The 13668-nt window shown below is 71.6% G+C and carries 8 protein-coding genes; 5 read left to right on the top strand and 3 right to left on the bottom strand.

Going from position 1 to position 13668, the window contains the following annotated elements; all coding sequences use genetic code 11:
• The first annotated feature begins 307 nt into the window (after positions 1-307).
• The 3 genes from Sri02f_RS08295 (at position 308) to Sri02f_RS08305 (ending at position 4593) form a co-directional block, all read left to right on the top strand.
• Positions 308-685: a hypothetical protein gene (locus tag Sri02f_RS08295; protein ID WP_109000427.1), complete on the top strand. Its 378-nt coding sequence runs from the start codon at positions 308-310 to the stop codon at positions 683-685.
• A gap of 213 nt (positions 686-898) precedes the next feature.
• Positions 899-2257, top strand: a complete 1359-nt coding sequence (locus Sri02f_RS08300; RefSeq protein ID WP_159106677.1) for a hypothetical protein — start codon at positions 899-901, stop codon at positions 2255-2257.
• Positions 2258-2415: 158 nt separating this feature from the next.
• Positions 2416-4593, top strand: coding sequence for a pectinesterase family protein (locus Sri02f_RS08305; protein WP_109000429.1), 2178 nt, complete (start codon positions 2416-2418; stop codon positions 4591-4593).
• A gap of 15 nt (positions 4594-4608) precedes the next feature.
• On the opposite strand, the gene Sri02f_RS08310 is transcribed toward Sri02f_RS08305, so the two are convergent.
• Entirely contained in the window at positions 4609-4992 is a 384-nt protein-coding gene (locus Sri02f_RS08310; protein ID WP_109000430.1) for a hypothetical protein, read from the bottom strand.
• 19 nt (positions 4993-5011) lie between these two features.
• A complete protein-coding gene (locus tag Sri02f_RS43600) occupies positions 5012-8464 on the bottom strand; it encodes an ALF repeat-containing protein (protein ID WP_109000431.1) in 3453 nt (1150 codons plus the stop codon).
• Positions 8465-8909: 445 nt separating this feature from the next.
• Between Sri02f_RS43600 and Sri02f_RS08320 the strand changes: the two genes are divergently transcribed.
• Together Sri02f_RS08320 and Sri02f_RS08325 are read left to right on the top strand one after the other, a co-directional pair.
• Complete coding sequence (locus Sri02f_RS08320; RefSeq protein WP_109000432.1) at positions 8910-9437, top strand: hypothetical protein; 528 nt, start codon at positions 8910-8912, stop codon at positions 9435-9437.
• 28 nt (positions 9438-9465) lie between these two features.
• Positions 9466-11649 (top strand): trypsin-like serine protease, encoded by a 2184-nt coding sequence (locus Sri02f_RS08325; RefSeq protein ID WP_109000433.1) that lies wholly within the window; start codon positions 9466-9468, stop codon positions 11647-11649.
• A 120-nt stretch (positions 11650-11769) separates the two neighbouring features.
• Here Sri02f_RS08325 and Sri02f_RS08330 read toward each other — a convergent pair whose 3' ends face one another.
• Positions 11770-13581: a bifunctional metallophosphatase/5'-nucleotidase gene (locus Sri02f_RS08330; RefSeq protein WP_109000434.1), complete on the bottom strand. Its 1812-nt coding sequence runs from the start codon at positions 13579-13581 to the stop codon at positions 11770-11772.
• Positions 13582-13668 lie beyond the last annotated feature (87 nt).

Raw genomic sequence — 13668 nt, forward strand, 5'->3', positions numbered from 1 at the left:
GGGCGGAATCGGCCGGCTTGACCGCCGGTCCGTCGCCAACTGCCGTTCATGCAGGCCCTGTTGGTCCACAGCTCGACCGGTGTGGGACGTGGGCCCGATGGACTCTCTGCGTAGGGCGCTGTGGACTCTGCGCCAACGACAGGAGGACAACCCTCGGTGCATGGTGGTGATCGCCGCGGGAGACACCCGGACAACAGCGCAAGTCACTGTCGTACAAGGTGAGTTGGTGGACAACGCCGCATTCGCACCATGTGGTTGTCCGCTGCTCGCGCCCAGCGGCCCCTGACCGACTCTACCGAGGAGAAACATGAAGTACCGATTGGCCGGGGCGCTTGCCCTGGCAGCAGCCGGCCTCCTGATCGGCGGAGGCACTTCGTACGCTGCCGACTCGGGTGTCTACACGGGCACCGGCGGCGGCTGGGCCGGATGGACCGAGAACGGCGACACCCTGACGGTGTGCGACCTGAGCTCGGACGGGTACGGGGTTCGCGGCTACATCTACACCCCCAATTCCAGCAGCGACCCGGGTAACGGCACCGTCCTCATCAAGGGCAACGACCCGAGCAACGACGGCAACTGCGCCACGTTCGCGAAGAACCTGAGCGAGTCGAGCCACATCTCGATCAAGGTCTGTGAGTACGCGGGAGACGTGGTCACTGCCTGTAGGTACACCGCCATCCGGTAGTCGAACCGGGCGGGTCCCGGCGCGCCGAGCGCTCCGGGACCCGCCCTGTCGCGTCGCCCTGCAGGCGTTGCGCACGGAGAGCGCGGCGACGCCGGGTCCTCACCCGCCGACGTGACTGCTCGATGACCGCCGATGGCGCTGCGCGGACCGTCGTCGGTCACGGAGAACGGCAGTTGAACCGACCTCGACATCCGTCACGTGAGGATCCAAGGAATGCGAACAGACGTCCTGCGAGCCGCTGTGGCCACCGCCTGCTTGGCGGTGGCCATGCTGTTGATGCCTGCGAACACCGCCGAAGCCGCGCCCGGCGACAATCCCGGAGCCCTGACCACGCTCACCTCCTCTTCGGAGCTGGCCAAGCTCCAACTGGTGGAGCATCGCGTTCCGACTTCCTCGCTCGACAACCTGGCGAACGCGATGGGCACGTCCCGCGGGGTCGACCAGGTCCTCGCCAGCGCCAACCACACGATGCGGAACGCGGCGAGCTGCTACAGCACGGAGGCCGCGGCGCTGCCGGTGAAGCCGACCGCTGAGTCCTCGTACTGCTGGGACACCGGCGACGCGGTGACACAGGACTGGCTGCCGCAGTCCGTGACATCGTCCGGAGACGCGGACAACGACGGCATGTGGGGCAACGACAAGGTCATTCTGTCCGGCTGGGGGCAGAACGGCGCCACCACCACCGACCACATGGGCCGTATCGCCTTCATCGACGCCAACAACCCCGCAGCCTTCAAGTATCGCTGGGTGCTGCCGGTCGTCCCGCTCGACGGCGGCACCGATTACCGCGCCCTCAAGACTCACCTGGGCGGCATGGTCTGGAACCAGGACAAGCTGATCGTCACGTCGTGGGAGAAGGACGCCGACAACAACGTGATGTACGTCTTCGACATGAAGCGCATCCTCCAGGCGACCGTCGACAGTTCGACGGTCGGCAAAGTGACCGGTGGATGGTCGGCGGGCGGCTACCAGTACGTCATGCCGGCCATCGGCGCCTACAGCCTCGCCGGCGGGGCCTGCAGCTCTGTCGACGACGACTCCCGGCCATGCTTCGGATCCATCTCGCTGGACCGCAGCAGCGTGCCGGACAGTCTGGTCGCCACCGAGTGGTTCTCGTCCGGCGGCACGCAGCCGGCCCGCATCTGGCGGTACGACTTCGGCTCCGACCCCGGCTACCTCGCCACGGACGCCGGCGGACACGTGAACGCGACGAAGGCGTACGAGACGAAGGCTGTCGGGCTGCAGGGGGTGCTGTCGCACAGCGCCACCAGCGGCGGCACACCGAACTTCTACGTGGCCGACGCGCGCGGCGGTGTCGGCCAGCACGGCATCCTGTGGCGGCAGAACACCAGCGGAGCCAAGGCGGCCGCCAACTGCGGGCAGGACCTCACGTATGCCTGCTGGGGCCAGCACACCGAGAGCATGTCCTACTGGTGGAGCACGGGCCGGATATGGACGCTCACCGAATGGGCGGCGGACAGCACGGGCCACTGGTCCGGCACCGACAAGGCGATTCCGCAGCGGGTGCTGTTCTCCGTGCCCCTTTCCTCTGTGGACGGAACCGTCAGCTGACACTGACGGACGCCCATGTCGCGCCTCGCAGGGCTTGGCACCGTGTCCCGCACACCACTTCTCCGGAGTGCCAGAAGTGCTCCGGGTTCGGCAACCTTCCCGTGCCGGGCGGCGACTCACCCGCAGTCAAAGCCTCCCCCCACGGAAGGGTTCGCCCCATGAGCGAGCACCGCCGCACATCGTCCGAGCCGGCCGGGACGACCGAGTCGTCCCGGCCGGCCAGGTCGGCCAGGTCCCGTCACCGCCGAGGCGGGAAGGCGCTGACGGCCGGCGTCCCCCTCGCCCTGATCGCCGCCGGGGCCCTCGGCTACGGCACGGACCTCGGCCTCTTCGGCGCGGCCGGGCAGGCGACGGCCTCCGCCGCGACCGCGACCGCGCCCGCCTGGGCCACCGCCTCCGCCGACGGCTTCGCGTCCGTCGACGCCCTCGGGCAGCACGGCACCTACGGCGGCCGGGACGGCAGGACCGTCACCGTGAGGACCCTCGCCGACCTGGAGAAGTACGCGACGGCCGCCGAGCCGTACGTCATCGTCGTCGCCGCGACGATCACCATGGACCCGGTCGGCAAGGAGATCAAGGTCCAGTCGGACAAGACGATCGTCGGCTCCGGGACCGCCGGGCAGATCGTCGGCGGCGGCTTCTTCCTCGGCCAGGGCGTCCACAACGTGATCCTCCGCAACCTGACGATCCGGGACGCCTACCAGGGCGTCTGGAACGACAAGGAGCACGACTTCGACGGCATCCAGATGGACGGCGCGCACCACGTCTGGATCGACCACAACGACATCCGGCACATGGCCGACGGACTCATCGACAGCCGCAAGGACACCACCTACCTGACCGTCTCCTGGAACAAGCTCAGCCAGGAGAACAAGGCGTTCGGCATCGGCTGGACCGACAACGTCACCGCCGACATCACGATCCACCACAACTGGATCCGCGAGACCGAGCAGCGCAACCCCTCCACGGACAACGTCGCCCACGCGCACCTGTACAACAACTTCCTGGAGGACGTGGCCGGGACGGACATCAAGTCGTCGTACGGCGACTACGCGCGCGGCCGGACCAACATGGTCCTGGAGAACTCCTGCTTCCAGGGCATGACCAACCCCGTCATCCGGGACGCCACCGCGACCCTCGTCCAGCGCGGCAACGTCTTCTCCGGCACGAGCGGCAGGAACGAGAGCGGCGGCACGGGCGCGGCCTGGGACCCGGGGACGTACTACGCGTACACCCTCGACAAGGCGGCGGACGTCCCCGCACTGCTCAAGTCGGGCGCGGGCCCACGCGGTTCGATCGGCACGGTCTCGACGGTCGCCCCGGCGGCCACGACGAAGGCGACGACGAAGGCCACAACGGAGGCGACGACGAAGGCCGCCGCCGCGACCACGCTCACCGTCGCCAAGGACGGCAGCGGGCAGTACACGACCGTGCAGGCCGCCGTGAACGCCGTCCCGGCGAACAACCCCTCGCGCGTCGTGATCGCCGTCAAGCCGGGCACGTACCGCGAGCTGGTCAAGGTGCCGTCCGACAAGCCGCACGTCACCATCCGCGGCACCGGCGGCAGCCGCAAGGACACCACGATCGTCTACAACAACGCGTCGGGCACCCCCAAGCCCGGCGGAGGCACGTACGGCACCGGCGGCAGCGCCACCGTCGCCGTCGAGGCGGACGACTTCCAGGCCCGCAACCTGACCATCGCCAACGACTTCGACGAGGGGGCCCACCAGGACATCGCCGGCCAGGCGGTCGCCCTGCGGACCGCCGCCGACAAGGTGTTCCTGGACGGCGTCATCGTCAGCGGCGACCAGGACACCCTGCTGGTGGACACCGCGTCCAAGGACAGGCTGGGCCGCGTCTACATGGCCGACTCCTATGTCGTCGGCAACGTCGACTTCATCTTCGGCCGCGCCACCGCGGTGGTCGACAGGTCGGTCATCACGCTGAAGAAGCGCTGGAACGGCACCTCGGCCGGGTATGTCACCGCCCCCAGCACCGCCGCCGGCCGCAAGGGCATCCTGATCAACGACTCCACGGTGAACGGGGACGTGTCCGACCGCAGCTTCTTCCTCGGCCGCCCCTGGCACGCCGGCGGCGACGCGAGCCTCGACCCGCAGGCGACCGTCCGCAACACCACTCTGAGCGCCGCGATCAGGACCGCGCCCTGGACCGACATGAGCGGCTTCTCCTGGAAGGACGACCGGTTCGCCGAGTACCGGAACAAGGGTGCGGGGGCCGGCGCCGCGAGCACCGACCGCCCTCAGCTCACCGACGCGCAGGCCGCCGGCCAGGAGGTCGCGGACTGGCTGGGGGACTGGACCCCCAGCCCGTCCTGACGTGACCGGCGTCGGCTACACGCCCGCCGCGTAGCCGACGCCGACCGCGGTCAGCATGACCACCGCCGAGACGGTGATCCAGACCATCGCGCCCTTGCTGGCCTTCGTCGTCGGGTCCTCGACCCACCGGTAGTGGTCCCGGGTGATCGTGGAGCGGACCGGGGCCAGCATGAGGGGCATCATGACCATGACCGCGGCGTAGAGGTACAGGGTCGCGGGCAGCGCGTTGTGCTGCGCCAGACCCCGGACGCCCAGGATGCCGATGCCGATGACCGGCATCCAGTACTGCTTCTTCTTGTACTTCGGTATCTGGATGATCCACTGCATCGCGACGAGGTTGACGACGGTCGCCGCCGCCGCGATGAGGATCCAGACGCTGGTGGACAGGGAGAGGAACATGGGCGTCCTAGAAGAGGTCCTAGAAGAGTGAGTCCCAGCCGTCGGAGATGGCGTCCCCGATACCCGACACGGAGTCACCGGCGGCGTCCCACGCCGTGGTCGCGTAGGTGACGGCGGGGCCCACCATTTCATGGCCGAGCCGCGTGGCCGTCACGGTGGCGCTCTTCAGGCCCTCCGCACCCCACTCGATCATGTGGGACATGCCCGGCACCTTGATCTTGCCGAGGACGAAGCCGCCCGTGAGGGCGCCGACCGCCAGGCCCGCGACGGAGCCGTAGAACGCGTCGGACGTCCAGCCGTCGGTGAAGCCGGTGATGACGGCCGAGCCGATGCCGGTGACCCAGGAGACGGTTCCGAACACGCCGGAGGCCACCTCGCCGAAGGGCGGCGGGATGAGCAGGCTGAGCGCGGCCGCGGTGCCGGAGACGGCGCTGACGCCGTTCAGCAGCTGGGCGAACTCCTGCCAGTCCTTCTTGCTGCCCCAGCCGTCGGGGCTGTCGACCTTGTCGCTGTCGCTGCCGGCGGAGGGGTCGACACCGTTCTGCTTGTTCTGCCTCGCCACTTCGGCCGCCTTGCGCGCGGCCTCGGCGAGCTCCTCCTTGCGCTTGGCGACCACCGTCGCGCGGGCCTCACTGGCGGCCTTCGCGGCGGCCGCGGCGTCCTTGCCCGCCGCGGCGGCGGAGGCACGGGCCGCGTTCGCCGACTCCTGCGCCTGGCTCGCGGACACGGCGGCGGCAGCGGCGGACGCCACGGCCTGGTTCGCCGAGTAGTTCGCCTGCCGGGCCGCGGTGCGGGCGGACGCGGCCGCGGTCTTCGCCTTGTCCGCGGACGCCTGCGCGTCCTTCGCGGACTGCTCGGCGGCGTCGGCGTGGGCGTCGGCCTGGGTGGCGTACTCGCGGGCCTTTTCGGCGGACGCGTTGGCCTTGTCCGCCCACTTGGCCGCCTCCGCGGACGCCTTGCGCGCGTCGGCCGCGGCCTTGGACGCCTGGTAGGCGTCCTTCTGCGCGTCCTGGGCGATCTTCGCGGCGCGCGCGATGGAGGCCCGGACGGCCGCGACGTGCGTGGCGGCGTCGTAGTCGAGCTGCGCCGTGCGGTGGCACACCGAGTTGACGAAGTCGCGGCGCATCCACGTCGGGCCTTCGAGGGCCACCTGGGCGGCCGCCTTGGTGTAGGGGCCCGCCGTGTTGAGGATGGTGAAGACGGCGACCTCGTCGTCCTGCCTGACGTTCTCGGCGTATGTGCTGAAGAACCCGTGCAGGGCCTGGGGCGAGCCGTCGTCCAGCGCGGCCTGCGCCGCCGCCGAGACCGCCTTGCCGGGCTTGCCGTTGAGGATCCTCAGGACCGAGACGCGGTTGTCCTCGGCGGCGGCCGCCGTGATCCCGGTGGTCAGGAACGCGCCCGCCGCGCCCGTGTCGGCGGCGTCCAGCGCCGTCGCGGCGGCGTTGGCGACGTTCTCGGTGGACACCTTCACCACGGCCAGGAGCGTTTCGCGGTCGTCCTGGTTCTGCGCGATCTGCCGGTCGGCGGCGACCCACGCGAGGACGTCCTCGTCGGCTCCGGCGAGGGCGTGCTCGGCGGCGTCCCGGCTCCAGGCGCCGATCGTGGTGGAGATCAGGTTCATCGCGGCCTGGCGGCCGACGGAGGCGGCCTGCGCCGCGTCCCCGGCCGCGTACGCCTTCTCGGCCTTGGCGACGAGGTCCTTGGTCGCGGTGTCGAGGGCGTCGGCCTGGGTGGCGGCCGTGCGGGCCTTCTCCCGGTCCTCCGTCTCCGCACGGGCCATCTCCCGGGCCTCGGCGAGGGACTGTTCGAGGTCCTGGGCCAGTTTCTGCGCCTCGGAGTCGCGGGCGGCCTTCTCGACGGCCTCGGCGTCCTGGACGGCCTTCACCGCGGCCTCGGCCGCCGTGACCGACTCGGCGGCCCACTTGGTGGCCGTGGCGGCGTACTCGGCCGCCTTGACGGCGCCGTCCGCCGCCGCCTTGGCGGCCTTCGCCGCGTTCTCGGCGTGCGTGGCGGCGGAGTTGGCCGCGTCGCGGGCGGCGGCCGCCGCCTGCGCGGCGGTGGTGGCCAGCGACTGCGCGGTGTTCGCGGCGTTGGTGGCGCGGGCCGCCTGCGCGTCGGCCTCGGCGGCGGCCGCCCTGGCTGCGGCGGCCTCGCCCTGGGCGGCGCCCGAAGCGGCGGCGGCGGTGGCGGCGGCCTGGGCCGCGGCGGCGGAGTCGCGGGCCGCGCCGGCGGCGGCGGAACCGGCGGCCGCGGCCTGGTGGGAGGCGGTCGCCGCGGCATCGGCCGCCTTGGCGGCCGTGCGGGCCTGGCTCGCCGCCTTGTTCGCCCCGTCGGCGGCCAGCCGGGCGGCCTTGGCCTTGGTGGCGTCGTTCGCCGCGGCGACGGCGGCGGAGTAGGCGGCGGACGCGGCCCGTCCGGCGGTCGCCGCCGCCTGCGCGGCCGCGGTGGCGGCGTACGAGGCGCGGCGGGCCGCGGAGTGCGCGGCCGCGGACGCCTGGACGGCGGTGCGCGACGCGGCGGCGGCTCCCTGCGCGGCGGACGCGGCCTTGCGGGCCGCCTTGCCCGACTTGAGGACGTCGTCGCGGGCCGCGTCGGCTTCCGAGGCGGCCTCCTCGGCGGCCTTCCTGGCCTGGGCGGCGGCCTCCTTCGCCTTGGCGGAGGCGACGGCGGCCCGGTCCGAGGTGAGCTGGGCCCGCCGGCCCTCGCGTTCCACGATCGCCACCAGCTGCTCGATGGTGGCGGTCTCCTGGTCACGGGCGCGCGCGATGTACTGACCGGTGTTCAGGAACCAGTGGATCGCGGACGGGCTGCCGTCGTTCAGGGCGCGCTCGGCGTACTTCTTCACCTCCGGGGAGGCGGTGGCGAGGATCTTGAAGACCTCGGCCTGCTCGTCCTCCCGGCGGGCGGTGATCTGGGTGTTCAGCAGGAAGTCGGTCAGGGCATCGCCGGTGCCGCTGTCCAGGGCCTTCTGCGCCTCGCGCTTCACGCCGACGCCGCCGCTGTTCAGGATGGTCAGCGTGGTGACGCGCAGGTCCTCCAGCTCGGCCGTCCTGAACCCGCCGGACAGGAAGGCGGCGACGGCGTCGTCGCCGGCGGTGAGCGCGGCGGCCGCGTCGCGGGCGACGCCCTTGCCGGTGGCGGGCAGCGCCTTGAGGACGGCGAAACGATTGTCCTCGGCGGTGGCGCTGGGCAGGTCCGCGGTCAGGAAGCGGGCGACGTCGGCGGTGGAGCCGGTCAGCGCCCGGTTCGCCGCGCTCTTGACGGACCGTCCGCCGATCTTCCACGCGGTGACGACTCTCGCGCGGTCGGTGTCCGGGAGGTGCGGGAGCCTCGGCAGCTCCGCGGAGCCCGCGGCGGCGGTGGCGGCGGCCGCGAGGGCCCGGGAGGGCGCCGCGAGAGAGACCGCGGTGGCCGCGGTGGCGGCACCGGCGACGGTGAGAAGCCGGCGCCTGCTCCAGTACGTGGTTTCCAAGAATCCCCCATGGATATGCACCCGGGCCTGCGCCCTGGTCAGGGGCGGGCCGCCGGGTGTCGTCGGCTGAAGCCGTGCGGGGCCCGTGCCGGCGCGGCACGGGCCGGCGGGCCCCGGGTGCACGCGGCGGCCGCTGCCGCACGTGGCTGTTGCAGGGGTGAACTTATGTGATCCGTGTGTAAGTTGACCAGGCCTCAGTTACGCGGTGAAGGAATGACAAAGGCCACACGGCCGAATGTCGGCTTTCGCACGGAAACCGCCGGTTCAAATCGATGGCGCACCACCCACACGGCTGTTTGAATGCACCGGCCCCGGGGGCCGCCTGACCCGTGGTCACACACCGGGCGCCCTCCCAGCGCTCCTCAGGCGGCGCAGGGGCTCGACCCACCCTTCCCTAAAGGGAACGCAAAGAGCACGCAAGGCAACTGTCATCAGGGGGACCACCATGAAACACGCACGGCGGATCATCGCCACCGGTGCGGCCGCCGCGGCCTGCGTCGGCGCGGTCGTCTTCACGTCGGCCCACGGCGCCTCCCACCACACGCCCGCCGGCCACGCCTCCGCCGCCCACGCGGCCCCGGTCGTCGACGACGCGCCCGGCTACCTGGTCGAGGACTTCAACTACCCGGGCGCCGCCGCCATCAAGGCGCAGCGGGGCATCACGCTGAAGCGCGGCGACGGCCACATCACGCTCGCCGACTGCGCCTCCGGCACCGGCCTGATGGAGGTGTACTCGCGCAGGAGCGAGAAGGTCTGCTTCCGCGCCACCGGCGCCTCCGGCCACCTGACCCTGGAGATCCCCTCCGTCTACGGCGTGAAGGGCGAGGCCGACCACGAGGCCGCCGTACAGCTCACCACCGACGGCGCCACGCAGAACCTCGACGTCGGCAAGGGCGAGTGGAAGGCGGCCGGCGAGGCCGCCGACCCGGACGGGCGCGACTTCGTCCTGGTCGAGATACGCACCAGCAAGTAACACCGAAACGGGGAAGACGACCACCATCATGACGACAACAGGCAGGCGCTCCACCGCGCTCGCAGCTCTCGTGACCGCCGCCGTCATCGGCGCACCGGCCCTCTCCGCGCATGCCGTCTCCGGCAAGCCCGAGACCGACACCAGCCACGCCTACACCGCCCGCCTCGACATCGGCGACGGCGCCAAGGCGTGCTCCGCGGCCCTGATCGCCCCTCAGTGGCTCGCCACCTCCGCGTCCTGCTTCGCCGACAACCCGGCCGAGTCCGTCAGGATCCCCGCCGGGGCGCCGAAGCAGAAGACCACGGCGACCATCGGACGCACCGACCTCACCACCACCGCCGGCGTCGTCCGCGAAGTGGTGCAGCTCGTCCCGCGTGACGACCGCGACCTGGTCCTGGCCCGGCTGTCCGCGCCCGTCGCCGGCATCGCCCTGCCCGGCCTCGCCGCCACCGCGCCGGCCAAGGACTCCGCCGTGTCGATCACCGGCTACGGACGCACCAAGGACGAGTGGGCGCCGCTGAAGCTCCACGGCGACAGCTTCCTCGTCGACCAGGTCGGCGCCACCGACCTCACCGTCCACGGCGCCTCCGGCGCGGCGATCTGCGCCGGCGACTCGGGCGGGCCCGTGTTCACCTCCGCCGGCCTGCTCGGCGTCGCCTCCCGCTCCAACCAGGGCGGCTGCTTCGGCACCGACGCCGCGCAGACCTCCACCAGCGGTGTCGTCACCCGCACCGACGACATCGCCGCCTGGGTCAAGTCCACCGTCGAGTCCGCCCCGTTCGCCGACTTCAACGGCGACGGCGTCGAGGACACGGCCGTCGGCGACCCCAAGGCCGTCATCGGCGGCGACGCCGAGGCCGGCGCGGTCCACGTCGTCTACGGCGGCGGCAAGGGCACGGCCGAACTGGACCAGGACCAGGCCGTGGTGCCCGGCGGCGCGGAGGCCGGCGACCGCTTCGGCTACGCCTTGGCCACCGTCGACTACAACAAGGACGGCTACACCGACCTCGCCGTCTCCAGCCCGTACGAGGACGCCGACTCCATCGCCGACGTCGGCATGGTCTCCGTGATCTACGGCTCCCCGAACGGCCTCGGCAACGGGCGCGCCTCCGACAACTACGCCCAGGGCGAGGGTACGGGCGGGCTGAAGGGCGCGGCCAAGGAGAAGGGCGACACGCTCGGCTACTCCCTGGCCGCGGGCATCACCCGCGACGACGAGCCCTACATCGTGATCGGCGACCCGGGCGAGGACGTCGGCTCCGTCGTCGACGCGGGCTCCGTGGTGTACGTGCACGGCAACACCAACGTGTACCTCTCGCAGGACGCAGGGCTACCCGGCTCCCCCGAGGCCGGCGACAGGGTGGGCACCGCCGTCGCGGCCGACATGACCAACATCGTGATCGGCATACCGGGCGAGGACATCGGCGACAAGGCCGACGCGGGCGGCCTCGCCGTCCTGACCCACAACCTGGGCCCGAACGGCAAGCCGATCGTGCGCGCGGGCATCGACCAGGACCTCGACAAGATCTCCGGCGGTGCGGAGAAGGGCGACGAGATGGGCAAGTCCGTCGCCATCGTCCCCAAGGGCACGAGCGACGACTCGATCATCGCCGTGGGCGCCCCGGGCGAGTCGATCGTCCCGTCCGGCAGCACCACGAACGTGGCGAACGCCGGAACCGTCTTCGTCCTCGACTTCCCCGCCAAGAGCGACTGGAAGCAGCAGACGGTGATCAACCAGGACCAGGCGAACGTCGCGGGCGGCGTCGAGACCGGCGACCGGTTCGGCGAGAGCCTCGCCGCCGTCAACCTCGCCCCCGGCAAGGCCACGCCGGGCTGGGCGGACCTGCAGCTCGCGGTGGGCGTTCCCGGCGAGTCCCAGGGCACGGTGGCCGGCGCGGGCTCCGTGCAGACCTTCTCCCTGGTGGGCGCGCCCGGCGACCACGACGACGTCCTGTACGCCGGTTACCACAAGGTGCCGGGCACGCCGGGCGCCAACCAGCACATGGGCCAGTACATCGCCGCGTCCCCGAACCATGTCTCCATCGGCATGCCGAACGGCCCGCAGGCCGGCGGATCGGTCTACCAGGTGCCGTGGAACAACGTGCTCTCGCACGCGAGCAGCGCCGACGCGGACGAGAACGTCACGGTGCTCCGGCCGGGCGCGGGCGGCATCCCGGCGGGCGGAAAGGCGTTCGGCTGGGTCATCCAGTGACCTGCCGCACCGCACGACCGACCCGCTGAACAGCACGACCGGGCAGGAACACAGGCCCTTGCACGACGAGGCGGCCGCGTCGGTGACGCGGCCGCCTCGTCGTCCCGGAGGGGGCGGGTGCTACTGCACGATCGTGATCCGGTTCGCCGTCGGCGGGGCCAGCGGGCCCGAGGCGGAGGAGCCGGCCGTCAGGTACTGCTCCAGGGCGGTCAGGTCGTCGGCGCCGACCAGGTCGTTCGTGCCCAGGCCCAGCGTGGTGAAGCCGTCGCCGCCGCCCGCGAGGAAGCTGTTGGTCGAGACGCGGTAGGTGGCGGCCGGGTCGATCGCCAGGCCGTCGAGCCTGATGGAGTCCGTGACGACGCGGTCGGCGCCGCTCTTCGTCAGGTCCAGCGTGTACGTCAGGTTGGCGGACGGCTGCAGGATCTTCGGCGCGCTCGCGTTCGCCCCGCTCACCTGCTCCTTGAGGACCTGGACCAGCTGGGCGCCGGTGAAGTCCTGCAGGTTCACGGTGTTGGAGAAGGGCTGGACGGTGAAGCCCTCGGCGTAGGTCACCACGCCGTCGCCCTCAGCGCCCTTGGCCGCGTAGGTGAGGCCGGCCCGCACGCCGCCCGGGTTCATCAGCGCGAGGTCGGTCCCCGGGTCGAGCTTGCGGCCGTACCAGAGCTGGGCGTCCGCGATCAGGTCGCCCATGGGCGACTCGGTGCCCGTGTTGGGGACGTCCGCGGAGATGTAGCCGATCGCCCGGTTGCCGACGGGGGCCGCCAGGGTGTTCCACTTGCTGATCAGCTCGGTCATGTCGGGCGCCTTGGCGACGGTCCGGGTGACCACGTGGTTCGCCGACCTGACCGCCGTGCGCGCGATGTCGCCGGTGTAGCGGTCGTACGTCAGCGTGGTGTCGGTGTACAGACGGCCGAAGGACGCGGCCGAGGTGACCGTGCGCGGCTTGCCCGAGGGGTCCGGGATCGTGCAGGCGTAGGCCGCGTGCGTGTGGCCCGTCACCAGCGCGTCCACCGCCGGGGTGACGTTCTTCGCGATGTCGACGATCGGGCCCGAGATCCCGGCGCCCGGGCCCGGCGAGTCGCAGTTGTAGTTGTACGCCCCCGAGGCCGGCAGACCGCCCTCGTGGATCAGCGCCACGATCGACTTCACGCCCTGCTTCTGCAGCACCGCGGCGTACTTGTTGATCGTCTCGACCTCGTCCTTGAACTTCAGGCCCTTGACGCCCTCGGCGGAGACGACGCCGGGGGTGTCCTCCAGCGTCACGCCGATGAAGCCGATCTTCACGTCCTTCTTCTTCCAGACCCAGTACGGCTTCAGGATGGGCCGGCCGGTCTTCTCGTTCAGGACGTTGGCCGCCAGGTACGGGAAGTCGGCGCCCCCGAACTTCTTGTCCGTGTAGCAGCCGGCCGTCGGGTGACAGCCGCCGTTCTGCAGCCGGGCCAGTTCCTTCGCGCCCTCGTCGAACTCGTGGTTGCCGACGGAGGTGACGTCCAGGTCGAGCTTGTTCAGCGCCTCGATGGTGGGCTCGTCGTGGAACAGGCCCGAGATCAGCGGGGACGCGCCGACCATGTCGCCGCCGGCCGCCGTGATGGAGTACTTGTTGCCCTTGCGGGCCTCACGCAGGTGCGTGGCCAGGTACTCCACACCGCCCGCGTCGATCGTCTTCGTCGTGCCGTCCGCCTGCAGCTCCGTGACACGGCCCGAGGAACCGGACGGCGGTTCGAGGTTGCCGTGCAGGTCGTTGAAGGACAGCAGTTGCACGTCCTGGTAGCGGCTCGGCAACGGCTTGCCGTGCCTGCCGTCGTGGGCGTCCGCCGGGAGCGCGGCGGCAAGGGCACCGGCGGTGGCGAGAACCGCGGAGGCCGCGACGAGTCGGTACGAACGGTTTCGGCCGCGTCTGTCGGTCCGGTGCGGCTGGGCAGTGGCTGGCATGCGCCCCCCTGTGGTCGGCTGGGAATAGGTGGCTCCCGTCCGGCGCAGCCTAGGGTCAACGCGCGTAGCGCGACAGGGGGTTCGTGG

The organism is Streptomyces rishiriensis, from assembly GCF_003112535.1.
Taxonomy (GTDB): Bacteria; Actinomycetota; Actinomycetes; order Streptomycetales; family Streptomycetaceae; genus Streptomyces; species Streptomyces rishiriensis.

Bases quoted from the DNA above. Each gene is read 5' to 3' on its own strand.
- Sri02f_RS08295 (WP_109000427.1), top strand. From the start codon at position 308: ATGAAGTACCGATTGGCCGGGGCGCTTGCCCTGGCAGCAGCCGGCCTC.
- Sri02f_RS08300 (WP_159106677.1), top strand. From the start codon at position 899: ATGCGAACAGACGTCCTGCGAGCCGCTGTGGCCACCGCCTGCTTGGCG.
- Sri02f_RS08305 (WP_109000429.1), top strand. From the start codon at position 2,416: ATGAGCGAGCACCGCCGCACATCGTCCGAGCCGGCCGGGACGACCGAG.
- Sri02f_RS08310 (WP_109000430.1), bottom strand. From the start codon at position 4,992: ATGTTCCTCTCCCTGTCCACCAGCGTCTGGATCCTCATCGCGGCGGCG.
- Sri02f_RS08320 (WP_109000432.1), top strand. From the start codon at position 8,910: ATGAAACACGCACGGCGGATCATCGCCACCGGTGCGGCCGCCGCGGCC.
- Sri02f_RS08325 (WP_109000433.1), top strand. From the start codon at position 9,466: ATGACGACAACAGGCAGGCGCTCCACCGCGCTCGCAGCTCTCGTGACC.
- Sri02f_RS08330 (WP_109000434.1), bottom strand. From the start codon at position 13,581: ATGCCAGCCACTGCCCAGCCGCACCGGACCGACAGACGCGGCCGAAAC.